This window comes from Streptosporangium saharense, assembly GCF_014203715.1.
Taxonomy (GTDB): Bacteria; Actinomycetota; Actinomycetes; order Streptosporangiales; family Streptosporangiaceae; genus Streptosporangium; species Streptosporangium saharense.
Window position 1 is genome coordinate 18,220 of the sequence record NZ_JACHJP010000018.1, and the last position, 21,812, is coordinate 40,031.

The window sequence follows — 21,812 nt, forward strand, 5'->3', positions numbered from 1 at the left end:
CGTCAATGGAAACCCGGCCGTTACCTTCGCGCAACAAACCGAAAACCGGGCCTTCCAGCCGGGGGAACGTTCTCCACCTGGGGTTTTGTCCCGGAGACCCCTTCGGGCCCCTTTGGAGAAAGGGACAAAAAAATCACCGCCGGCAACCGGTGCCGACGGTGAATGACGTTCAGACCGCTGTCACCCCCGCGGGGCGCTCCCCTCAAGCTGGACGTCGGCGAGCCGCGCGAAGACCTCGATCGCCCTGGTCACCAGCTCCTCGGCCTCCTCGCGGGTCGCGCACGCGGCCACCTCGCGGCAGATCCCGCTCATGGCGTCGGTGACGATCGCGACCAGCGCCCGCGCCCCCAGCGAGTCGTCGTCGGCGAACAGGTCGGTGTTCCCGCTCAGCAGGGCGCCGTTGCGGCGCAGCCACTCCTGGTTGATCCTGCGCATCCGCAGCCCGAACCCCGGGGGCGTGTCCCCGTCGGCGACCAGCCGTACCACGTCGCGGTGCTCCCAGGCGCCGAGCAGGTAGGCGCGCGTGCCCGACAGGTACAGGCGCAGGCCGTCGGTGACCCCGGCGGCGCGCACCGCGGCGACCGCCTCGCGCGCCCGGACCTCCTGGCTGCGCTGGTACTGCAGCCAGATGGCCAGGTAGACGTTGGTCTTGCTGCCGTAGTGGTAGTAGAGCGAGCCGACGCTCATGCCCGCTCGTTCGGTGATGTCGCTGACGCTCGTCGCGGAGAAGCCCTGCTTGACGAACAGGTCGCGGGCCGCGCTCATCAGCCCCCTGGCGGCCGGGGTCTGCAACCTGGGGTCGTCGAGATCGACGGTCGGCTCCGCCTCCCCGGGCGGCTGAGGCGGCTCCCCCTGCTTCCTCGACCTCACTCCGGCCTTTACCACGTAGTTCTCCGATCCGGATCGGCGGCGGTCACTGACGACCGACCAGCATACGCGGAATCCCTGAATATCATTCAGTCTACGCCCGGAGTGAGCCGCCGAGAAGCGGGGTGAGATCCCACTACGGCAACGCGGGCCCGCATGGCTCAGCCGGTGAGAGCGCCGCACTCATAACGCGGAGGTCCCAGGTTCGAGTCCTGGTGCGGGTACCTTTACACGCCCCCCTTACCGCCCACCATTCCGCGCAGCAGTTCGGCGAGGCCGAGCCGTAGGTCGTCGAGGGTCGGCTCGTCCCCGGAGCCCGCGATGGTGTCGAACATCACGCCCTCCCCGAAGGCGACGACCTGGCGGCCGTGCCGTACCGGATCGGGGGAACCGGCGGCGGTGAGGATCGCGACGGCGGGGGCGCGGAAGCGGCTGCCCGCCTGGTCGTAGACCTCGCGCAGCTCGGGGCGGCGGGTGGCCTCAAGGGCCAGCTCGTAGCGGGCGAGCGTCCTGTGGCGGCCGACGGTGAGCTGCTCCCACAGCGTCCTGGCGGCCAGCTCGACGAGCGCCTCCGGCGAGGGCGGCCCCACGGTGTCGTCGAGGAGGGCGGCGAAGGTCTGGACCTCAAGCTCGGTGAGCCGTTCCAGGGTCAGTTCGAGCAGCGCGCGGCGGGTGCGGGCGAGGTTGGAGGTCGAACCGGCGGGCAGCCCCGCCTCCTCGTCGACGGCCCGGTGGGTCAGGCCGCGCATCCCGCGCTCGGCCAGCAGGGCGATGGCGGTGTCCGCGATCAGCTCGGCACGTTGGGACTTCACGGTCCAATACTACGGTTGTAGTTGACCCGGGAGGAGGAGTAGCCTCCAACTACATCTGTAGTGAAGGGGTGCGATGTGGCACACGCGGTGGTGATCGGGGCGGGAATCGGCGGCCTGACGGCGGCGGCGGCGCTCCAGCGGCGGGGCTGGGACGTGACGGTTCTCGAACGGGCCCCCGCCCTCGAACCGGTCGGCTCGGGGCTGGCCGTCGCGGCGAACGCCCTGCGGGCGCTGGACACGATCGGCGTCGGCGACCCGGTCCGCGCCCTGTCGGCGGTCAGGGGCGAGCTGGGCCTGCGGCGGCCCGACGGGCGCTGGCTGGTCCGCACGACCGAGGAGGCGACCTCGGCGCGCTACGACGGCGACTCGGTGGTCCTGCTGCGCCGCGCCGAACTCGTCGAGGCGCTGCACACGGCCCTCAAGCCCGGCACCGTACGGCTCGGCACCACGGTTGTGGCGGCCACCCCCGAAGGCGAGGTGCGCACCGAGGCGGAGACCCTGCGCGCGGACCTGGTCGTCGCCGCGGACGGCGTCTCCTCCCCCGTCAGGGCCGCGCTGTTCCCCGGTCATCCGGCGCCGCGCTACGCCGGGGTCACGGCCTGGCGGGTGCTGGTGTCCGGCGTCGAGACCGGCCCCGCCTCGGAGACCTGGGGCGCGGGCAGGGTCTTCGGGATCATGCCGCTGGCGGGCGGCCTGACCTACTGCTACGCCACCGACACCGTTCCCGCAGGTGGGGGCGGCGGTGACCAGCGCGCCGAGCTGCTGCGCCTGTTCGGCCGGTGGCACTCCCCCATCCCCGAGCTGCTCGCCGCCGCAGCGCCCGGGGACGTGCTCAGGAACGACGTCCACCACCTGACGGCTCCGCTGCCCGCGATGCACCGGGGCAGGATCGCGCTGCTCGGCGACGCCGCCCACCCGATGACGCCCAACCTGGGCCAGGGCGCCTGCCAGGCGATCGAGGACGCCGTGGTGCTCGCCCACGTCGCGGACACGAGCGGGGATCTCGCCGACTACACCTCGGCCCGGCTGGCGCGGACCGCGCGGATCACCGCGAGGTCCGCCTCACTCTGCCGGGCCACCCGGCTGCGGGCGCCGCTCGCCGTACGGCTGCGCGACACGGCGGTGTCACTCGCCTGGCGGTTCGCCCCCGGCCGGGCGACGGCCGCGATGGACGACGTCCTCGCCTGGCGTCCCCCGCAGGGTTAGGAAGAGACGGCCGCGGGCTCGCGCGCCGCCGTACGGCTGCCGCCGTGTTCGGGTGAGAGCCGTCCCAGCGTGACGGTCCCCCAGATCAGCACCGCGGCGGCCAGCAGCGCGGGCACCACGTTGGCCGCCCCGGTCGGCATGGGTTCCTTCAGCAGGACGGCCCCCGCGATGATCGAGGTGATCGGGTCGACCACCTGGACCCCGGCGTAGGCGATGCCGAAGCACCCCACCTCGTAGGACTTCTGCAGCAGCACGACCGCGCAGACGAGCAGCACCGGGATCGCCACGGTGAACCAGGTCAGCAGCCTGCTCAGGTCTCCTTCGAGACCGCCGCCGACCACCCGCACGAAGGTCGAGACGCTGGCGGTCACCGCCCCCGCCCCGACCGAGAGCAGCAGCGCCTTCGTCGAACCGGTCGCCCTGCGCGCGGCCAGGTGGGTGACCAGCACGATCAGCCCGACGCAGGCGAGGAAGCCGAACGCCTGGCCGTTGGACATGTGAGGGGTCCCGGCGTGCGCGGGGACGAGCATCATCAGGCCGAGCAGTCCGACGGCCACCGCGATCGACCCGAGGACCTCCTGTCTGCGCGGGCGTCTGCCGTGCAGCACCGCGGCCAGCGGCACCGCGAACACCAGCGTCGCCACGCTGATCGGCTGCACCACGACCAGCGGCGCGAGGCTCAGCGCGACCGCGTGCAGGCAGGCACCGGTGAAGCCGATCACCCCGCCGAGCCACCAGCGGGGCCGTCTCATCAATCTGAGCGAGGCGCCCTCGGAGACCGCCTCGAACTGCTGGAGGGCCGCCCCGAGGGCGTAGCCGAGTGCGCCGATCAGAGCGATCGACATACCGACCCAGGTCATCGCCACCCACCGGAAGCGACCAGACATGAGTAAAGAAGCGATTCTCGGGTCATCCCGCAAGCTTAAAGCTCTTCAAGAGCGGGTAAGAGTCCTCTCTCAGGCGACAAGAGCGATTTTTGCCACAAAAAGCCGCTCCAGCCCACTTTTTCGCTGTTTTTCGGTACGGCCCCGCCTACTGCTGGGGCGGGCAGACGCAGAACAGGTGGCCCTCCGGGTCGGCCAGGACCACCCAGTGCCCTCCCGGCTGGAAGTCCGGCCTGGTGGCCCCGAGCTCCAGGTAGTCCTTGACCGCCTGCTCCACGTCGGGAACCCGTACGTCCAGGTGGAACTGCTTGCCGGGGCCGGGCCAGGCGGCGGCCTCGCGGTCGGGGTTGCGCTGGAAGTAGATGGTCATCGTGCCGTCGCCGACTGCGGCGTAGGCGTCGTCGGCGTACTGGACCTCGTAACCGAAGACCGCCGCGTAGAACTCCGCCAGCTTCCTGGGCTCGGCGCAGTCGATGTTCACGGCGAGAAACTGAGCGATCGTCGTCATGGCCACCATCGTCACGTCCATACCTGTCAGCTCATGTCAGGATTGCGAAATCCTTTCCCGAACGCGCCGTTCCGCCCTCGGGCTACACGATGATCCGTCCGGTCGGTACGGTGAGGCTCGTTGGGAACGTGAGCCCGGAAACGGGCGTTGGAGGAGACGTGGCCTCGATAACTCAGCGCATCAGGCGGTTCCTTGAGCGTCCCGGGTCGATCGACCTGGCCCCCTTCGAGCGGACCGTCGCCGCCGCGGGTGCCAGGGAGGAACGGCTCCGCGAGCTCGACGAGCTGCCCAGGCCCTCGGTGGAGGACCTGCCCGAGTTCTGCGCCGTCGTGCGGGAGGCCGCCCGGCGCACCCTGGGGCTGCGGCCGTACGACGTGCAGCTCGTCGGCATGCTCGCCCTGCTCTCCGGCAACGTCGCCGAGATGGCCACCGGCGAGGGCAAGACCCTGTCCGGGGCGATGGCCGCGGCCGGATACGCCCTGCAGGGCAAGCGCGTCCACGTGATCTCGGTCAACGACTACCTGGCGCAGCGCGACGCCGAGTGGATGGGCCCGCTGTACGAGGCGCTCGGCGTCTCGGTCGGCTGGATCGGCCAGACCTCGACCCACGAGGAGCGCAAGGCCGCCTACGCCAAGGACGTGACCTACGGCCCGGTCAGCGAGATCGGCTTCGACGTGCTGCGCGACCGCACCCGGGTGGACGCCGCCGACCTGGTCATGCCCGCCCCCGAGGTCGCGCTGGTGGACGAGGCCGACTCGGTGCTCGTGGACGAGGCCAGGATTCCGCTGGTGCTCGCCGGGGCCACCGACCCGGGCAACGCGGTCCCCGAGATGGCCGTGCTGGTCCGCCAGCTCGTCAGGGGCTACCACTACGAGCTGGACGACCAGGCGCGCAACGTGCACCTGACGAGCAAGGGCATCGACACCGTCGAGCAGGCGCTCGGCATCGACCTCTACGACACCCCGGGCACGCTGACCGAGGTCAACCTCGCCCTGCACGCGCACGCCCTGCTGACCAAGGACGTGGACTACATCGTCCGCGACGGCAAGGTGCACCTGATCAACCCGTCCAGGGGCCGGGTCGCGCTGCTGCAGCGCTGGCCGGACGGCCTGCAGGCGGCGGTGGAGGCCAAGGAGGCGCTGCCGCCCTCGGCGACCGGCGAGATCCTCGACTCGATCACCGTGCAGGGTCTGATCACCCGCTATCCGCAGCGGTGCGGCATGACCGGCACCGCGGTCGCGGTCGGCGACCAGCTCCGCGAGTTCTACGACCTCAAGGTCGCCGTGGTGCCGCCCAACCGGCCCTGCGTGCGGATCGACGCCCCCGACCGGCTCTTCGAGTACCGGATGGACAAGGACCGCGCCCTGGTCGAGGAGATCGTCGAGGTGCACGCGACCGGGCGGCCGATCCTGATCGGCACCCTGGACGTCGCCGAGTCCGAGCGTCTCTCGCTGACCCTCAGCGGCCGGGGCCTGGAGTGCGTGGTCCTCAACGCGAAGAACGACGCCGAGGAGGCCTCGATCATCTCGAAGGCCGGTGAGCGGGACGCGATCACGGTCTCCACCCAGATGGCGGGTCGCGGCACCGACATCCGGCTCGGCGAGGGCGTCGAGGAGCTCGGCGGGCTGTACGTCATCGGTTCCGGACGGCACACCAGCAGCCGTCTGGACGACCAGCTCCGTGGCCGGGCCGGGCGTCAGGGCGACCCCGGCGGTTCGGTCTTCTTCGTCAGCGGCGAGGACGACCTGATCGCCCACTACGTGGCCGACGAGTACGCCAGGGGCGTGCCCGACCACGGTCTCGTCGGGCACGCCCAGCGGGTCGCCGAGGGCGTGGACATGGAGATCCACCGCAACACCTGGCGCTACACCCGCCTGCTCGAACAGCACCGGGGCACCGTGCTCGACCTCCGTGACAAGGTCCTGCGCGGAAACTCGGCGGGCCAGGCGCTGGCCTCGGCGGTTCCCGAGCGCTGGTCCTCCCTTGAGGAAGCGGTCGGGGAGGAGGTGCTGAACGAGGCCGCCAGGCAGATCGTGCTCTACCACCTCGACCGGTCGTGGGCCGACCACCTCGCCTACCTCGCCGAGCTGCGCGAGGGCATCCATCTGCGCGCGCTCGGCCGCCTGAGCCCGATCGACGAGTTCAACAAGGAGGCCAAGCCCGCCTACGAGCGGATGCTCGCCGAGATCGAGTCGCGTTCGATCGAGACGTTCGAGGCGGCCACGATCACCGAGGACGGCCTCGACCACGACGAGGCGGGCATCAAACGGCCGACCGCGACCTGGACCTACCTCGTCCAGGAGAACCCCTTCGGCACCGAGTGGGAGCGCATCCTCAACCGCCTGGTCACCAAGGTCCGCCGCCGCTGACACGCCATTCCCCCGCCGGGCGGCCGGTAATGGTTTTGCCAACTTGCCCCCGATATCGTGTTAATTGTGACCACCACCAGCGTGTCCCGCCCCGTCGGTGAACTGTTGCGCCAGTGGCGGGAACGACGGCGGATGAGCCAGATGGACCTCGCCCTGCAGGCCGAGATCTCCACAAGGCACCTGAGCTTCGTGGAGACCGGCCGCTCGAATCCGAGCAGGGAGATGATCCTGCGGCTGGCCGAGGAGCTGGACCTGCCGCTGCGTGAGCGCAACCACCTGCTGCTGTCCGGGGGGTTCGCGCCGGTCTACTCGGAGACGCCGCTCGGCTCGCCGGAGATGGCCGCGGTGCGCGAGGCGCTCGGCCAGGTGCTGAGCGGGCACGAGCCGTACCCCGCCGTGGTGGTCGACCAGCGCTGGAACGTGATCGACCGCAACGCCGCGACGGGGCTGCTGCTGCGCGGGGTGGCCCCCGAACTGCTCGTCCCCCCGGTCAACGTGCTGCGGCTGAGCCTGCACCCCAGGGGGATGTCCCAGCGGATCATCAACCTGGGCGAGTGGCGGGCCCACCTGCTGCACCGGCTGCGCCGTCAGATCAGTCTCACCGCCGACCCGGAGCTGAGCGCGCTCTGGCGGGAGCTCGACGACTACCCGTGCGACCAGCCGGTGCCCGAGATCGACCGGCCAGGCCCCGGCGACATCGTGATCCCGCTGAGAATCCGCAGGGGGTATCGCGAACTCGCCTTCTTCAGCACCATGGCGACCTTCGGCACCCCGCTGGACATCACGGTCGCCGAGCTGGCCATCGAGGCCTACTTCCCCGCTAACCCGGAGACGGCCGCCTACCTGCAGCACCAGCACCACCCCGACTGAGACCCTCAGGTGACGGGGACGATCTCGGCCTCGACGAGGTGGCCGTCCTCGATCCGCAGGATTCCCAGGGTGCCGTGGGGCTGACGGCGGCGGTCGGTCGGCGAGCCGGGGTTGAAGACGCGGAAGCCGCCGTCGCTCTCGTCGCTTTCGTCGAGAGGGATGTGGGAGTGCCCGAAGACGACGAGGTCGGCCGTGGGGAAGCGGCGGCGCATCCTGGCGAGCCGTCCCCTGGCGGTGCCGCTGTCGTGGATCATCGCGACCCGCAGCCCGCCGAGGTCGAGTTCGAGCGTCTCCGGCGCCCGTATGTCCGGTCCGTCGTTGTTGCCCTTGACCACGTGGACCGGGGCGTAGGCGGCCAGTTCGTCCAGGACGCCGGGGACGCAGACGTCGCCCGCGTGCAGGATCGCGTCCGCGCCGCGCAAGTGCTCCGCCACCCGGGGCGGACAGGACTTCCAGCGCCGGGGCGCGTGCGTGTCGGAGAGAACGACCACCTTCATGCCCCCATCCTTCCCGCGTTTTCCCTCCACCTCGCCGGGCACAACCCCATCATGAGCCACAAACCGGACTATCGCTCCACAATCACCCCATATGAGGACGGGCCATTGTTGCTCAGGGGGGAGTTCACGCTGACGACTCAGGACGGGGAGGTCATCGACCCGGGGCGGGCGACGGTCGCGCTGTGCCGCTGCGGGCGGTCCTCGGCCAAGCCGTTCTGCGATGGCTCGCACAAGATCACCGGGTTCCGGGCCCCGAGCGAGCCCGACCTCTGAGCGCGTTCCACCAGCTCGCGGACCGGATGCGCGGCGGTCAGCATCCGGTGCCCCGCGTAGGGGATCCCGCCCCCGAACAACCGCGCCGCCAGCGCGGGCCAGCTGCACACGGCCCGCTCCAGCACCCACACCGGGGCGAACAGCGAGGCCGTGCGGGGGAAGACCCGGCGTCCCCCCGCCCTGCGGCGCCCGGCCTCCGCCACCGCCACGCAGGCGGCGGCACCGGCCAGCACCGTCCCGTGCCGACGCCGTAGCAGGCCGGTGACCAGCGTCGGCAGCACGGCCAGGAAGAACAGCATCCGGGGCGGCTGCGCCAGGTCGTCGTAGGCCTGCCGTACGCGCTGGGACCAGAAGCGCCCGACGGCGGGCGGCAGGCGGCGGACGTAGAGGTCGTGCGCGCGGTGCTCGCGGCCACCGTGGGCGCGGACCGTGCGGATGAGTTCCAGGTTCTCGAACAGCACGTCCCCGTCGTAGCCGCCCATCTCCCGGAAGACCGACCGGCGCACCCCGAACGTGCCCGGGTAGTCGGCGCCGAGGCCACGGTTGAGCAGCACGCGGGCGGTGTCCCAGCGGGCGTGCCAGGGCAGCGGGTCGAAGTAGTTCTGCGGCCTGACCAGGTCGGCCGTCTCCAGCAGCGCGTCCATCCTGGCCAGCTCGGCCGCGCCGTAGCGGACGTCGTCGTCGGCGATGACCACGTGCTCGGCGCGGGCCAGGCGCATCCCGGTGGCCACCCCGTTGACCTTGCCGTTGGCGAAGCGCAGGTCGGCGTCGGGACGCACGTGCAGGACGTGGCCGTCCCAGAGAGCGGCGTGCCGGTCGAAGAGCGCGGGCGGGGAGCCGTCCACGACGACGACGCGGACCTCGCGGCCCAGCCACCGCAGGTAGCCGGTCAGCTCTTCGAGGCCCGAGTCGTCCTCCCAGCGCAGCGGCAGCACGTAGTCCAGCTCCGTCACGGCCCACCCGCCACCAGGCTCGGCTCGCGCAGCGACGTGCTCCCCCCGGTCCAGCGGTCCAGGACATACCCGGCGAAGAGGGCGTCGAGGGCGAGGGCGCAGGCGGCGCCGTACAGGATGTCGCCGGTCAGGGCGGGCTCGGCGGCGGCGAGCCCACCGCACATGTCGTGCACGGCGATCTGCTCGTGTACGGCGTCGGCCAGCACGTGCTCGTCGTAGAAGCGGCAGGCCGTGGCGTCGCCGCCCAGTCTCCGCAGGCCACGGCCGTATTTGAGGTTGGGCAGCGAGGAGGTCGTCTCAAGGACCGCCAGGTGCCCGAGCAGGGCTCCCCTGCGCCTGCGGTGCAGGCCGAACAGGGACATGAGGTTGACGGTCGCCAGGGTGACCGCCGGGACCCGGTCGAGGTAGGCGCCGTAGGAGTCGTCCAGGCCCAGTCCACGCATGGTGGCCCGGAACAGCTCCGAGTGCATCCGCTCCCTGCGGCCTCCGCCGTACTCGTCGGCCTGGATCTCCACCAGGGCCGCCTTGGCGCGGCCACGCAGCCGGGGCACGGCCCAGGTGTGCGGGTCGGCCTCCTTCAGGTGGTAGATCGAGCGGTGGACGACGAACTCCCTGAACTGCTCGGGGTCGGCCCTCCTCTCCAGGAACGCGGCGAGCGGGGGTCCCTCGGTGGCGGCGACCAGCTCGGTCAGCGCGCGGCAGAGCCGCTCGGGCTCCACATTTTTCTGAGGGGGTACGGCACGCGCGAGCCCCTCCTCGAACCACCGTTCCAGCGTCCGCCTGACCTCAAGCAGCGACGGCTCCCACTCCCAGGCGTCGTCGACCTCCTCGAACCCCTGGTAGTGCACCTCGTAGCAGACGAAGAGCGCGAGCTGGAGGTCCTCGTCGTCCTCGACGCCGAGGGACGGCGGGTCGAACGCGTGGGGCGGGCGGGTGAGCCGTTCGAAGATCGCGGCGGTGACGGGACCTCGCGGCGTGGGCAGGCGCATCACGGCCTCCCGGAGGGCGAGCGGTAGACCGACACGTGCGAGCGGCTGTCGTCGGTGTACGGCGAGCCGTTCCAGTCGGCCCAGCGGTGCTCGCGTTCCATGCCCGCCAGCCGTCCCATCAGGTCGAGTTCGGCGGGCCAGGCGTAGCGATGGTTGGCGGGCAGCAGCCGCAGCCCGTCGGAGGTCAGGTTGACCTTCGTCGTGTACATCATCTGCTCCGCGGCCGACAGCCGTGCCGCCTCGACCAGCACCCTCTCCTCGCTCAGCGTCAGCAGGCGCAGCGCCGTACCGTCCCTGAACGCGCCGGGGTCGGGGACCCACGCCTCGACCACGAAGCGGCCCCCGGGACGCAGGTGGGCGGCGGCGTTGCGGAAGCAGGCGACCTGGGCGTCCTGGGACGGCAACGCGAAGATCGTGTTGATCGCCAGGACGACCAGGCCGAACTCGCCCTCGACCCGGGTCGTCGCGAAGTCCCCCGGCGTCACCGGGACGCGGTCCCCGCCCGGCTTGGCGCGCAGCCGCCGCGTCATCTCCGCGGAGCCCTCGACGCCCGCGACGACCAGCCCCCGCGCCACGAGCGGCAGCGCCAGCCGTCCGGTGCCGATGCCGAACTCCAGGACCGGCCCGCCTTCGGCGAGTTCCTCAAGCCGGTCCACCGCGGCGTCGGTGCTGGTCTCCGGGATGGTCGTGCCGTAGACGTCGTCGTAGACGTCGGCGATGGCACGGCCGTATGCGGATGGGTCGAACATCTGCGCCATGGGAGCCCCCGTTCCCTCGCCCTAGAGGCTCCCCCCATAGTGACCTGCGAAAACAGCCTGGTCAGACGGGTTCGACCGGGGCGGGGAAGCGTTCCCAGACCCGGTGCCTGCCCAGCAGTCGGACGACCTCCTCAAGCACCGCCTCTCCGTTGTCCCCGACGACAACGCCGGGTGCCGAGGGGTCGATCCCGGCGGCGGTGAGCGCCTGCGTGGCGTCCGCCCAGCCGCCGATCGGCTTGGCGTGGCGGAAGGCCTCACCGAGCATGAGCAGCACCCGGGGGTCGGTGCGCGCCGCCGTGGCGTTTCCTGCCTTGGCGTCCCTGGCCCCGTTGGCGTCCCTGCCCGGCTCGGGGGTGCCCGCGAGCAGCAGGGCGTCGAACTCGACGGACCTGGCGGTGGTGAACGTGCGCTGCACCGTGACGGCGTCATCGCCCGAGCCGAGCGTCCCACCGGTCGGGGCGATGACCAGCGGCACCATGCCGCCGCCGAGGACCGCCTGACGGACGGCCTCGACCGCCGCCAGATCCCCCGCGCCGTCGGCGACGATGCCGATGACCCGGCCAGTGGTCGGCCAGGACTTGCCCACCTGGGACAGGGCCGGGCTCGGGTTGACGGACGGCAGGGAGTTGACCGGCTTCGGAACCGGCAGGCCGAGGCCCTGCGCCACCTGCTCGCACAGGTAGGGGTCGATCTCGGCCAGGACGCGCAGGTTGCGCTCCTTGATGGCCTGCTCGTAGACCTTGCCGAGCTCGAAGGTGTAGGCGGCGATGACGTGCTCGCGCTCGACCGGGCTCAGGCTCAGCCAGAACAGGCGGGGCTGGCTGAAGTGGTCGGCGAACGACGCCGGGGCCTCGCGCACCTTCCGCGACGCGGCCACCTGAACCGGCGTCTCCACGTACCCGCCCTCCTGCGCCCCCGCGAAGAACGGGCAGCCGCCGTCCAGCGAGTTCGGCTTGTACGGCGCGACCCCCGCGTGCACGGCGTCCTGGTGGAAGCTGTCCCGCAGCATGTCGTTGACGGGGGCGTGCGTGCGGTTGATGGGGATCTGCCCGAAGTTGGGGCCGCCGAGGCGGGTGATCTGCGTGTCCAGGTAGGAGAACAGCCGTCCGGCGAGCAGTGGATCGTCGGTGACGTCGATGCCGGGCACCAGGTGGCCGACGTGGAAGGCGACCTGCTCGGTCTCGGCGAAGTAGTTCACCGGGTTGGCGTTGAGGGTGAGCAGACCGACCGGCTGGACCGGTGCCAGCTCCTCAGGGACGATCTTCGTCGGGTCCAGCAGGTCGATGCCCTCGAACGTCTGCTCCGGGGTGTCGGGGAAGACCTGGATGCCCAGCTCCCACTGCGGGTGGGCACCGGCCTCGATCGCGTCGGCGAGGTCGCGCCGGTGGAAGTCCGGGTCGGCGCCGCCGATCAGTTGCGCCTCCTCCCACACCAGGGAGTGCACCCCCGCCTTGGGCTTCCAGTGGAACTTCACCAGCGCCGTCGCCCCCTCGGCGTCGACCAGCCGGAAGGTGTGGACGCCGAAGCCCTCCATCGTCCGGTAGGAGCGGGGGATGCCGCGGTCGGACATGTTCCACAGCGTGTGGTGGGTGGCCTCGGTGTGCAGGGAGACGAAGTCCCAGAACGTGTCGTGCGCGCTCTGCGCCTGGGGGATCTCCCGGTCCGGGTGCGGCTTGCCCGCGTGGATGACGTCGGGGAACTTGATCGCGTCCTGGATGAAGAACACCGGGATGTTGTTGCCCACCAGGTCGAAGACGCCCTCGGCGGTGTAGAACTTCGTGGCGAAGCCCCGGGTGTCACGCACCGTGTCGGCCGAGCCCCGCGACCCGAGGACCGTGGAGAAGCGCACGAAGACCGGCGTCTCGGCGCCCTTGGCGAGGAAGGCCGCCCTGGTCACCGAGGCCGCGGTGCCGTACGACTGGAAGACGCCGTGCGCGGCGGCGCCACGGGCGTGCACGACGCGCTCGGGGATGCGCTCGTGGTCGAAGTGCATGACCTTCTCGCGCAGGTGGTGGTCCTGCAGCAGCACCGGCCCCCGGGGGCCTGCCTTGAGCGAGTGGTCGGTGTCGGCCAGGCGCAGCCCCTGGGCCGTGGTGAGGTACTCGCCGCCCTGGGCCCGCTCCTCGGGTGTCACGTCCACCGCCTGTCCGGTGGGGCTGTACGGGTCGGGTCCGCGCTGGTCGGGCTTGGGCCTGAGCGGTCCCCTGGGCTCGGTCGGCTCCTCGACCGTCGGCGGTTCGCTGCCGGGACGGCCGGGAATCTCGGCGTGATGATCTGACAGTTTGTCAACTACTTTGTCAATCGCTTCCCTGACCGGGTTGGACTTCTCCATCGTTCTCTCCCTGCGCCGTTGACAGCGGGACCGTCGGATCGGTCCGGCGGCGGTACGACATACCCGCGTTCGAGCCCTCAAAGCGGCGACACTCAAGAGAAACAGCAAGAAAGGCCCCTCCGGAGGAGGAGCCTTTCCACGGTGTTCACTTGAGCAGCTTGGCGATCTCCGGGTCTACGGCGTCCGCGACGGTGATCTTGCGGTCGATGAGGCCGCTGGCGTGGAAGAGGTCGGCGGCCCGCTGCTGCTCGGCGACGAACTCCTCGGTCACCGGGTTCAGCCCGAAGGGGCGCTTGCGCAGGGCGTTCTCCCAGTGGTCGAGGTCACCGCCGTCGTCGGCGGCGAACAGCTCGGCCGCCTCGCGGTAGTTCTCGGTGATCCAGGTGTCGGACTCCTGCAGGGCGGCGACGATCGCGGCGAGCTGCTCGGGGTGCTGCTCGGCGAAGTCGCGCCGGGTGAACCAGAGCGAGCGGTGGCTGAACAGCCCGTCGGTCGCGATCAGCTCGCGGACCGGCGCCTGCGCCTCGACCTTGCTGAGCGAGGGGTAGGAGCCGACCCAGGCGTCCACCTCCCCGTTGAGGAACAGCTCGCCCGCGTCCACCCCGGCGTCAACGGGGACGATGTCCTTCCAGGTCAGCCCGGCCTTGTCGAGGGCGAACAGCAGCAGCGTCGTCTGCCACGAGCCGTGTCCGAGCGCGACTTTCTTCCCCTTCAGGTCCTCCAGGGAGGTGATCGGGGAGTCCTCCCGCACCACCAGCCTGCCGTTCTCGTGGCGGGAGCCGGAGACGGCCACGTAGACGATGTCGTGGCCCTTGCCCTGGGCGGTGACCGGCGGCGTCGAACCGGTGCCGACGAAGTCGTAGCCGCCGTCGAAGAGGTGGTCACCGTGGACCGAGGGCAGCCCCTTGGTCGGGTCCGGCTTGTCACCGGCCGGGAGGTCGCGCAGGTCGACCCACTCGACGTCGGGGATCGCGCGCTCCAGGATGCCCCGGTGCCGCAGGACCCACAGCGAGTTGTTGTGCGGGAAGTAGCCGACGCGGACGCTCATGAGGGTGTTCCTTCCGGAAGGGGTGATGTGACGCGGAGGTCGTGGCCACGCAGCAGCGGCAGGACGTTCTCGCCGACGCGGTAGGCCTCCTCCAGGTGGGGCACGCCGGCGAGGATGAACGCGCCGACACCGAGGTTGATCAGTTCGTCGAGCCGCTCGGCGACCTGCTCGTAGCTGCCGACGAGCCCGAAGGCGGGCCCGCCCCGCAGCAGGTGGAAGCCGCCCCAGACGTTCGGGGTGACCTCAAGGTCGCGGTGGCCGTTGATGGCGCCCGTGACGAACGACTGGCTGCGCTGCCAGCCGATGGAGTCGCCGGTGGCGCCGCGGAGCACGGTCGGGTCGATGTTGTCCCAGCCCCTGCGGATCTCCTCCCAGGCCTCCTCCTCGGTCTCGCGGGCGACCACGTCGATGCGGACGGCGAACTTGGGCGTGCGGTCGCTGTTGGCCCTGACCTGGTCGAACTTCTCACTCAGCGCGTGGAAGGGTTCGAGCCACGACAGGTAGTAGTCCGCGTGCCGCCCGGCCGCGTCGATGGCCGCCTTCGACGACCCGGAGAAGCAGATCTCGGGAAAGGGCTGCCCGGTCAGCTCCTGCGGCAGCCCGGCGCCCCTGACCCGGTAGAACCGCCCCTCGAAGTCGTACGGCCCGCCGTCCCAGACGCCCCTGAGCACGTCGAGGAACTCCGAGGTCCGCGCGTAGCGGTCGTCGTGGGCGACCTTGTCCCCCCACCAGAGCTGGTCGGGGCCGCCGCCACCGGAGATGACGTTGTAGACGACCCGCCCGCCCGTCGCGCGCTGGAGGCTCGCCGACATCCGGGCCGCCTGCACCGGGTGGAGGAAGCCCGGCTGGAAGGCGATCATGAACCGGTAGGTCGTCGTCTCCCTGGCCAGCGTCGCCGCCGTGGCCCACGGGTCGTCGGTGTTCGGGAACGAGGGCAGCAGCCCGCCGACGAAGCCGGAGACCTCCGAGGCCCTGGCGACGTCCCCCATGTGCTCGACGTAGCTGTAGCCGTCCCGCCGCCCGTCGCGCACGCCCGGGGCCAGGCTGCCGGGCACGACCGGGGCCCACTCGCCCCGGCTGGCTACCCTCCTACGCAGCGACGGCTGGTCGCCGTGCGTGCCGATCCGCCAGTAGATGTCAACGGACATGGGCGTTCTCCTTCACCAGCAGCGGCAGCAGCCGCTCCCCGAGGCGGTAGGTCTCCTCGACGTACGGCGTCGCCTCAAGGACGAAGGCGCCAATCCCCCGGTCCACGTAGTCCCTGATCCTGGCCGCCACGCTCTCCTGGGACCCCACAAGACCGGGGCCCGGGAAGCCGTTCCACAGCCCGGTGTCCGGGTCGAGCTCGGGCAGGGTGTCCTCGGTGCCGCCGCCACGCAGCCACAGACGCCGCGCCGCCCGCCAGGCCTCCTCGTCGTCGTCACGGACGAGCACCGGCAGGCGCAGGCCGTACGTCACGTCCCGGAGACCGGAACCCTCGAAGTCATCGCCGGGGTCGAACAGGTGCACGTCGGCGTGGCGGGCGGACAGTTCAAGCGCCTGCGGGGAGGTTCCCGACAGATACACCCGGGGGAAGGGCCTGCCCGCGAGCGGCGACAGGAAGCCCCCGGCGAGCACCTGGTAGAAGCGTCCCTCGTAGCTGTAGTCCTCCTGCGTCCAGACGCCCCTGGCGACGGTGAGGAACTCCTCGGCCCGCGCGTAGCGGTCCGCGCCCTCAAGGAAGTCGCCCTGCGCCCTGGCGACCTCGGGGTCGAGGTCCACGACGACCCGCCAGTCGAGGCGGTCGCCGGAGAAGCGCTGCAGCGAGGCCGAGACCTTCGCCGCGTAGACGGGGGTCGCGACGCCGGGGTGGAACCCGGCGGCCACCCGCAGCCAGCGGCTCTGCCTGAGCAGGCTCCCCGCGGCGACCAGCGATTCCTCCCCCCACGGGTCGAAGGGCAGCAGCGCGCCGTCGAAAGCCGCGAGCTCCGCGGCCCTGCCCGCGTTCAGCAGGTGGTCGAACGGGCCGAAGGGCGCCCGGGGGTCGGTGACGAAGCCGGGCAGTTCGGCCCGGACTCCGCGCCCGCCGTTGTCGCGGGTCGGCAGGGTGATCAGGAACGTGGTCATCGGACTCCCGCCCGCTCTCCCTCGATCCGGGCCTTCACCTCGCCGGGCGCGTCCGCCCAGAGACCGTCGGCGCGCCGCCCGTCGAGCAGCTCCCGCGCCGCGGCCAGCGGCTCGTGGGCAACCCAGGCGTCGAGATCGACGTCGGCGGCGAGGAAGCCGTGCAGCAGCAGGAAGTCCTTCTGACGGCGCAGCAGCGCGAGCCGCTCCGGCGACAGGTCCGGGTGGAGGCCGCGGTGGAAGTCGCCCCGGTAGGCGGTGACGACGCCGTCCTTCTCCGAGCGGGTCTCGGCGGCCAGGATGCCGCGGACGGCCTCCAGGTTGTCCGCCGCCCAGTCCGCGGCCCGCAGCGTCTGGGCCAGGAAGGCGGCGACCAGGTCCGGGTGCTCGGTGAGCAGGTCCTCGTGCACGGTGATGGGCCTGGGGGTGCCGTTGTTGACGCGGCTGCGACGGTCGTCGGCGGCGTCCAGGTCGACGGCGACGACGGCGCCGATCTCCCTGGCCTGGTCGGCCGAGCGGGCGCCCTTGACGTAGATCGCGTCCACCTCGCCCGAGGCCAGCTCCTCGATGCCGGGCCACGACCAGGCCCGTTCCGCGGCGCCCCGCCCGACGTCGGACCTCGGCTGGCCGACCTCGACGAACGTCACGTCGTCGAAGCCGAGCCCGGCCTGGGACAGCGCCCCCTTGAACCCGTGCAGGGCCATCGCCCTGGGGAAGCTCCTGGCGCGCGTCTCGGCCCACCTCGGCAGCGCGACCCGGGCGCCGCGCAGCCCGGCCGCGTCGGTGATCCCCGAGTCGGGGCGGACCAGGATCGACTGCCACTCCTCGATCCAGGTCAGGCCGATCAGGCGGGTCCTGGCCCCCTCGGCGTGGGCGGCCAGCGCGGGAACGTTCCCGCCCTCGCGGAAGAGCCCGAGGAGCTGGTGGTCGAAGTGGCGTTCCGCCAGCTCGGGGCCCGCGTCCTGCAGGACGCCGACCTCGCCGAACTCCTCGTTGAGCCAGCCCAGGTTGTAGGCGAGCCCGCTCGCGGTGGGAACCGGGCAACGGGTGAACCAGATCTTGTCGATCGCGGACACGTGAGTCCTCCGTACTGTTCTTCTTCTACGAGTGGTCAGTGCGCGGTCGCGGCGACACCGAGGTGGGACAGGAACAGCCGCCGGTGGGCGATGAACGCCGGGTCGTTGCGGTCACGCGGGTGGGGAAGGTCGATCGGCTGCTCGACGGCGAAGGCGCCGTCCCGCAGCACCACGACCCGGTCCGCCAGCCGTACCGCCTCGTCCACGTCGTGGGTGACGAGCACGACGGCGGGCCGGTGCCGCTCGCACAGCTCGGCGACCAGCTCCTGCATCTGCAGGCGGGTCAGCGCGTCGAGCGCGGCGAACGGCTCGTCGAGCAGGAGGAGTTCGGGGTCGCGGACCAGGGCCCTGGCCAGGGCGACCCGCTGCGCCTCCCCTCCGGACAGGGTCGCGGGCCACGCCCTGTCGTGTCCGGCGAGGCCGACCTCCTCAAGCGCCGCCAGCCCCGCCTCGCGCGCCGACCTGGGCAGTCCCAGGACGACGTTGGCGAGCACCCTGCGGGCCTGGACCAGGCGCGGCTCCTGATAGACGGTCGTACGGCGCCGCGGCGCCAGGACGGTTCCGCCGTCGGGGAGTTCGAGCCCGGCCAGGATGCGCAGCAGGGTGGTCTTGCCCGTGCCGCTCGGCCCGAGCAGGACGAAGAACTCCCCCCGCCCGATCTCCAGGTCGATCCCGTCCAGGACGGTCTTGGCGCCGAAGGCCTTGCGCAGCCCCCTGATGCTGACGGCCGTGCCGCTCACTGTGTCACTCACCGGGCCGTCACCTGCCCGCGCCAGGGCATGGCGACCCGCTCGACACCCCGGATGACCAGGTCGATCAGCAGGCCGAGCACGGCGTAGATCACGACACACAGGACCATGTAGTCGGTTCGGTAGTACTGCTGGGCCAGCGTGACGAGGTAGCCGATCCCCTCGGTCGCGCCGATCTGCTCGGCCGCGATCAGGCCGGTCAGCGAGACCGACAGGCAGATGCGCAGGGCCATGAGGATGTTGGGCAGCGCGGTCGGGACGATCACGCCGAAGGCGAGCCTGACCCCGGTGAGCCCGAACCCCCTGGCGGCCTCGACGATCTTCCTGTCCACGCCGCGCACCCCGAGGTAGGTGTAGGCGTACATCGGGCTGGCCGCGGCGACCGCGATCAGGACTACCTTGAACGTCTCCTCGACGCCGAACCAGGAGATGAACAGCGGCACCAGGGCCAGGAACGGCACGGCCCGCTTCATCTGCATGGTCGGGTCGACCAGTTCCTCCCCCAGGGCGGACAGACCGGCCACCACCCCGAGCAGGAGGCCGATCCCCCCGCCGGTGAGGACGCCGAGCCCGGCCCGCTGCGCCGAGGCCAGCAGGTAGTCGCCGAGCTGCCCGGTCGCGGCCAGTTCGCCGAGTGCGGCGACGACGGCCCCCGGCCCGGCGAGGATCTCCGGGGAGATGAGCCCCGTCGCGGTGCCGTACCACCAGGCCGCCAGCAGCACCAGCGGGACCAGCAGGCGCAGCGCGGCGGAGAGACCGGGAGGGCGTCTGCGCGAGCCCAGGTAGCGGGGTGGTTCGAGGGGAATCGGCTGGGTGACCGTGGGGATCTTCTCCAGCGTCATGACGCGGGCTTGAGGTCGAAGATCACGTCCTTGGGGTCGATCCCGCCGGGCAGCACACCGTACTTCTGGAAGACCGAGGCCACATCGGCGATGTAGGAGGAGTCGGCGGGGGTGGCGAAGCGCGGCACGTTGGCGTACCGGGACTTGGCGTTCTCCTCCTCAAGCCGGGCGCCGGACAGGGCGGTCGGCCCCTGGGTGAGGAAGACGTTCTGGAACTTGCCGGGGTTGGTCTTCGCCTCCTCGGTGAGTTCCTGCAGGACCTTCAGGTAGACGCGGACGACCTCGGGATGCTGGGTGAGCAGCTCGGTGCGGGCCGCCTGCATGTTCAGGTCCTTGTCCGGCAGGTCACGGCCGTGGACCACGACCCGCGCCCCCTTGGCGACCGCCTCGGGGTAGGCCCGCACGATCGCCCACCAGGCGTCCACCTTGCCGGTGGCGAAGGCGGAGGCGCCCTGGTCGGGGTTGAGGTAGACCCGCTTGACCTGGTCGGCGGGGATTCCGGCCTCCTGCAGGGCGAGCAGCAGGAGATACTCCCCGCGGCCACCCTTGTTGACCGCGACCTGCTTGCCGACCAGGTCCTTGACGGTCTTGATGGGACTGTCCGGCTTGACGACGAGGCCGTCGGTCTGCGGCGCCTCGGCGTCGGTCTCCGGGTCGGTGAACGCGAAGATCTTGATGTCCTTGCTGCTCACGAGATAGCCGAGGACCGGGGAGATCGCCCCTTCGAGCACGTTGATCGAGCCGGAGCGGACGGCGTCCACGGTGGCCGTGAAGGAGGCGTAGGAGCCGCCCCACTCCACCTTGGCCCCGACCTCGGCCAGCCGCTTCTCCAGGATCCCCTCCTTCTTGGCGACGGCCAGCGGCCCGGCGTTGCCCGGGTCCTTGATCCTGAGTACGGCCCCGCCGTCCTTGCCCGCGGGGTCCCCGGCGGCCGCGGCCGCCGTCTTGCCCGCGCCGCCTCCTCCGCAGGCGGCGGTGAGGGCGGTGAGTGTCAGCGCCGCGAGCACGAGCGCGACGCGCGTCCGTGGAGGAGAAGTCCGCATGATGGCTGGCCCCTTTTGAAGATCGAGAGGGTCGAGAAGCAGGGAGGTGGGTGCGCGCGGCGACGGCCTGTGGCACGCGTCATGGGAACGACGGCGTACGGCACGCGAGAGGAAGGAAGGAGAGGTCGACAGGCTCAACGTGGAGGACGGAGCGCGTCACGGACAGAGGGTGCTGTCCAGACGCATGAGATCGACGACCCGGCGGAGGGTCAGGGGGACTCGCGACACATTCCCTATATTTCAGGTAGGTTTAATCACCGTCAACCCTGTTCCCACGATATGGGACCGGAAATGTCATACCATTTGAGGCGGGGGTGGGATTTTGGGTGTTCGTCCCGCTACCGAGGCTCTCCACGGGATCTTCGCCCGGGACCGTCACCTGGGCTGAGACGGTGGGCCTCGCGTGGTTGACCACATCATGGGAATCGTGCGAGGGACTCGGACGATCATGGCCTGCCCGGTAAGCGCCTTCTCGAAGGCGACATGCCCGCCGAGCGCCCTCTTGCCGTACTTCCCGCTCACCAGATGCCTTCTTGCTCGCCGGGCAACCCCGCATGCCGTACCCGATGCTCGCCGGAGAGGGCCCGCACGCACCGGGTCCAGACATGGAAGAACCCCTGGCGTGCCAGGGGTTCCCAGGGGGGTCAGATCAGCAGCAGGACCTTGCCGAGGACCTCGCGGGACTCAAGGGCGATGTGCGCGTCCGCCGCCCGCTCCAGTGGGAAGGTCCGTCCGATGACCGGCCTGATCCGGCCCGCGGCCGCCTCCGCCAGGGCCTGCCCTGCCAGCTTCGCGATCTCCTCGGGGGAGAACTGCACCTGCTCGATCCCGTGCGCGTCCACCTCCCGGCGCCGCGCCTCCTCCCGGTCCACCTCGGTGAGGCCGCCGCTGGGCGCGCCGTACCCGAAGAAGCGGCCACCGCGCGCCGTGACCCCGAACGAGGCCAGGCCGATCTCCCCGCCGACCCCGTCGAAGACCACGTCCGGCCCATCAGAACCGGTCGCCCGGCGCACCTGTTCCGTCCAGCCGGGCTCCGAGTAGTCGACCGTGACGTCGGCGCCCAGCTCACGGGCGAAGGCGAGTTTGCGCTCCCCCCGCGCCGCCGCGACGACCCTGGCGCCCGCCGCGTGCGCGAGCTGGACCAGCAGGCTGCCGAGACCACCGGCCGCCGCGGTGACGAGCACCCACTCCCCCGGCGCGATCCTCGCCTCGTCGGCCAGGCGCAGCGCGGCGGGGCCGGTCTGCAGGAGCGCCACGGCCTCCCGCATGTCCAGCCCGTCCGGCACCGGCACCAGCCCCTCGGCCACGGCGACGGCCCGCTCCGCGTAGGCGCCCCCGACGACCGTGGTGACCACGTCCCTGCCGGTCCAGCCGGGATCGACCCCCTCGCCGACCGCGACGACCCGGCCCCCGACCCCGCTCCCCGGCACGTACGGCGGGCGCACGTCGAAGTACTCGGCCCAGCCGCCGCGTAGCTGCGTGTCCAGGAACAGCACGTCCGCCACGGCGACCTCGACCACGACCTGCCCGGCCCCCGCGACCGGCTCGGGCAGCCGCCCGGTCACCAGCGTCTCCGGTCCCCCGAACCTGACCACCTGTACGGCTCTCATCCGGCAACTCCCCCTTCGGCGTC

20 protein-coding genes, 1 tRNA gene and 1 pseudogene are annotated in these 21,812 nt (G+C 71.4%); 5 read left to right on the forward strand and 17 right to left on the reverse strand.

From position 1 onward, the window contains the following. Positions 1 to 180: 180 nt before the first annotated feature. Positions 181 to 870, reverse strand: a complete 690-nt coding sequence (locus FHS44_RS39275; RefSeq protein WP_184725554.1) for a TetR/AcrR family transcriptional regulator — start codon at positions 868 to 870, stop codon at positions 181 to 183. A gap of 147 nt (positions 871 to 1,017) precedes the next feature. Here FHS44_RS39275 and FHS44_RS39280 point away from each other — a divergent pair. Further along, positions 1,018 to 1,091 (forward strand) — tRNA-Met (locus tag FHS44_RS39280). Between the two features lie 3 nt (positions 1,092 to 1,094). On the opposite strand, the gene FHS44_RS39285 is transcribed toward FHS44_RS39280, so the two are convergent. After that, positions 1,095 to 1,679, reverse strand: a complete 585-nt coding sequence (locus FHS44_RS39285; protein WP_312864007.1) for a TetR/AcrR family transcriptional regulator — start codon at positions 1,677 to 1,679, stop codon at positions 1,095 to 1,097. Between the two features lie 75 nt (positions 1,680 to 1,754). Between FHS44_RS39285 and FHS44_RS39290 the strand changes: the two genes are divergently transcribed. Beyond that, positions 1,755 to 2,885, forward strand: coding sequence for an FAD-dependent oxidoreductase (locus FHS44_RS39290; protein ID WP_184725556.1), 1,131 nt, complete (start codon positions 1,755 to 1,757; stop codon positions 2,883 to 2,885). Here FHS44_RS39290 and FHS44_RS39295 read toward each other — a convergent pair. Continuing rightward, a complete protein-coding gene (locus FHS44_RS39295) occupies positions 2,882 to 3,730 on the reverse strand; it encodes a DMT family transporter (protein WP_246436726.1) in 849 nt (282 codons plus the stop codon). The genes FHS44_RS39290 and FHS44_RS39295 overlap by 4 nt on opposite strands. Before the next feature lie 187 nt (positions 3,731 to 3,917). Further along, on the reverse strand, positions 3,918 to 4,277 hold the full coding sequence (locus tag FHS44_RS39300) for a VOC family protein (RefSeq protein ID WP_184725560.1): 360 nt from the start codon (positions 4,275 to 4,277) through the stop codon (positions 3,918 to 3,920). 158 nt (positions 4,278 to 4,435) lie between these two features. Between FHS44_RS39300 and secA2 the strand changes: the two genes are divergently transcribed. Both secA2 and FHS44_RS39310 read left to right on the forward strand, forming a co-directional pair. Continuing rightward, the gene (gene secA2 / locus FHS44_RS39305; protein ID WP_376771660.1) at positions 4,436 to 6,646 is read left to right on the forward strand and encodes an accessory Sec system translocase SecA2; all 2,211 of its coding nucleotides are present in this window, start codon (positions 4,436 to 4,438) and stop codon (positions 6,644 to 6,646) included. Between the two features lie 66 nt (positions 6,647 to 6,712). Further along, entirely contained in the window at positions 6,713 to 7,516 is an 804-nt protein-coding gene (locus FHS44_RS39310) for a helix-turn-helix domain-containing protein (protein ID WP_312864008.1), read from the forward strand. Positions 7,517 to 7,521: 5 nt separating this feature from the next. Here FHS44_RS39310 and FHS44_RS39315 read toward each other — a convergent pair whose 3' ends face one another. Next, on the reverse strand, positions 7,522 to 8,013 hold the full coding sequence (locus FHS44_RS39315; RefSeq protein WP_184725564.1) for a metallophosphoesterase family protein: 492 nt from the start codon (positions 8,011 to 8,013) through the stop codon (positions 7,522 to 7,524). Positions 8,014 to 8,064: 51 nt separating this feature from the next. On the opposite strand from FHS44_RS39315, the pseudogene FHS44_RS41550 reads away from it, so the two are divergent. Further along, positions 8,065 to 8,187, forward strand: a pseudogene (locus FHS44_RS41550) (hypothetical protein); the annotation flags it as partial. On the opposite strand, the gene FHS44_RS40500 reads toward FHS44_RS41550, so the two are convergent. The 12 genes from FHS44_RS40500 to FHS44_RS39375 all read right to left on the reverse strand — a co-directional run bounded on the left by FHS44_RS40500 (position 8,151) and on the right by FHS44_RS39375 (position 21,789). Continuing rightward, positions 8,151 to 9,239, reverse strand: a complete 1,089-nt coding sequence (locus FHS44_RS40500) for a glycosyltransferase family 2 protein (RefSeq protein WP_312864009.1) — start codon at positions 9,237 to 9,239, stop codon at positions 8,151 to 8,153. The pseudogene FHS44_RS41550 and the gene FHS44_RS40500 overlap by 37 nt on opposite strands. Further along, entirely contained in the window at positions 9,236 to 10,228 is a 993-nt protein-coding gene (locus tag FHS44_RS39325; protein ID WP_184725569.1) for an iron-containing redox enzyme family protein, read from the reverse strand. Before FHS44_RS39325 ends, FHS44_RS40500 begins: the two co-directional genes overlap by 4 nt. Next, positions 10,228 to 10,977: a class I SAM-dependent DNA methyltransferase gene (locus FHS44_RS39330; RefSeq protein WP_246436727.1), complete on the reverse strand. Its 750-nt coding sequence runs from the start codon at positions 10,975 to 10,977 to the stop codon at positions 10,228 to 10,230. Before FHS44_RS39330 ends, FHS44_RS39325 begins: the two co-directional genes overlap by 1 nt. Positions 10,978 to 11,047: 70 nt before the next feature. Further along, a complete protein-coding gene (locus FHS44_RS39335; RefSeq protein WP_184725572.1) occupies positions 11,048 to 13,318 on the reverse strand; it encodes a catalase in 2,271 nt (756 codons plus the stop codon). A gap of 145 nt (positions 13,319 to 13,463) precedes the next feature. Continuing rightward, complete coding sequence (locus FHS44_RS39340) at positions 13,464 to 14,366, reverse strand: aliphatic sulfonate ABC transporter substrate-binding protein (RefSeq protein WP_184725575.1); 903 nt, start codon at positions 14,364 to 14,366, stop codon at positions 13,464 to 13,466. After that, complete coding sequence (locus tag FHS44_RS39345; RefSeq protein WP_184725576.1) at positions 14,363 to 15,514, reverse strand: LLM class flavin-dependent oxidoreductase; 1,152 nt, start codon at positions 15,512 to 15,514, stop codon at positions 14,363 to 14,365. The genes FHS44_RS39340 and FHS44_RS39345 overlap by 4 nt, the downstream gene beginning before the upstream one ends. Further along, the gene (locus FHS44_RS39350) at positions 15,504 to 16,472 is read right to left on the reverse strand and encodes an LLM class flavin-dependent oxidoreductase (protein ID WP_184725578.1); all 969 of its coding nucleotides are present in this window, start codon (positions 16,470 to 16,472) and stop codon (positions 15,504 to 15,506) included. Before FHS44_RS39350 ends, FHS44_RS39345 begins: the two co-directional genes overlap by 11 nt. Then, a complete protein-coding gene (locus FHS44_RS39355; RefSeq protein ID WP_184725580.1) occupies positions 16,469 to 17,545 on the reverse strand; it encodes an ABC transporter substrate-binding protein in 1,077 nt (358 codons plus the stop codon). The genes FHS44_RS39350 and FHS44_RS39355 overlap by 4 nt, the downstream gene beginning before the upstream one ends. Positions 17,546 to 17,580: 35 nt before the next feature. Continuing rightward, entirely contained in the window at positions 17,581 to 18,297 is a 717-nt protein-coding gene (locus FHS44_RS39360; protein ID WP_184725582.1) for an ABC transporter ATP-binding protein, read from the reverse strand. Further along, positions 18,294 to 19,136 (reverse strand): ABC transporter permease, encoded by an 843-nt coding sequence (locus tag FHS44_RS39365; protein WP_184725584.1) that lies wholly within the window; start codon positions 19,134 to 19,136, stop codon positions 18,294 to 18,296. Before FHS44_RS39365 ends, FHS44_RS39360 begins: the two co-directional genes overlap by 4 nt. Continuing rightward, positions 19,133 to 20,179, reverse strand: a complete 1,047-nt coding sequence (locus FHS44_RS39370; protein ID WP_184725587.1) for an NrtA/SsuA/CpmA family ABC transporter substrate-binding protein — start codon at positions 20,177 to 20,179, stop codon at positions 19,133 to 19,135. Before FHS44_RS39370 ends, FHS44_RS39365 begins: the two co-directional genes overlap by 4 nt. 644 nt (positions 20,180 to 20,823) lie before the next feature. Then, positions 20,824 to 21,789 carry a zinc-binding dehydrogenase gene (locus FHS44_RS39375; protein ID WP_184725589.1) on the reverse strand — a complete coding sequence of 322 codons (966 nt, stop codon included), beginning with the start codon at positions 21,787 to 21,789 and terminating at the stop codon, positions 20,824 to 20,826. Positions 21,790 to 21,812: the final 23 nt, after the last annotated feature.

Excerpts from the sequence above, each read along its gene's own strand:
- FHS44_RS39295 (WP_246436726.1), bottom strand. The coding sequence starts at position 3,730 with ATGTCGATCGCTCTGATCGGCGCACTCGGCTACGCCCTCGGGGCGGCC.
- FHS44_RS39300 (WP_184725560.1), bottom strand. The coding sequence starts at position 4,277 with ATGACGACGATCGCTCAGTTTCTCGCCGTGAACATCGACTGCGCCGAG.
- FHS44_RS39315 (WP_184725564.1), bottom strand. The coding sequence starts at position 8,013 with ATGAAGGTGGTCGTTCTCTCCGACACGCACGCGCCCCGGCGCTGGAAG.
- FHS44_RS39325 (WP_184725569.1), bottom strand. The coding sequence starts at position 10,228 with ATGCGCCTGCCCACGCCGCGAGGTCCCGTCACCGCCGCGATCTTCGAA.
- FHS44_RS39330 (WP_246436727.1), bottom strand. The coding sequence starts at position 10,977 with ATGTTCGACCCATCCGCATACGGCCGTGCCATCGCCGACGTCTACGAC.
- FHS44_RS39335 (WP_184725572.1), bottom strand. The coding sequence starts at position 13,318 with ATGGAGAAGTCCAACCCGGTCAGGGAAGCGATTGACAAAGTAGTTGAC.
- FHS44_RS39340 (WP_184725575.1), bottom strand. The coding sequence starts at position 14,366 with ATGAGCGTCCGCGTCGGCTACTTCCCGCACAACAACTCGCTGTGGGTC.
- FHS44_RS39345 (WP_184725576.1), bottom strand. The coding sequence starts at position 15,514 with ATGTCCGTTGACATCTACTGGCGGATCGGCACGCACGGCGACCAGCCG.
- FHS44_RS39350 (WP_184725578.1), bottom strand. The coding sequence starts at position 16,472 with ATGACCACGTTCCTGATCACCCTGCCGACCCGCGACAACGGCGGGCGC.
- FHS44_RS39365 (WP_184725584.1), bottom strand. The coding sequence starts at position 19,136 with ATGACGCTGGAGAAGATCCCCACGGTCACCCAGCCGATTCCCCTCGAA.
- FHS44_RS39370 (WP_184725587.1), bottom strand. The coding sequence starts at position 20,179 with ATGCGGACTTCTCCTCCACGGACGCGCGTCGCGCTCGTGCTCGCGGCG.
- FHS44_RS39375 (WP_184725589.1), bottom strand. The coding sequence starts at position 21,789 with ATGAGAGCCGTACAGGTGGTCAGGTTCGGGGGACCGGAGACGCTGGTG.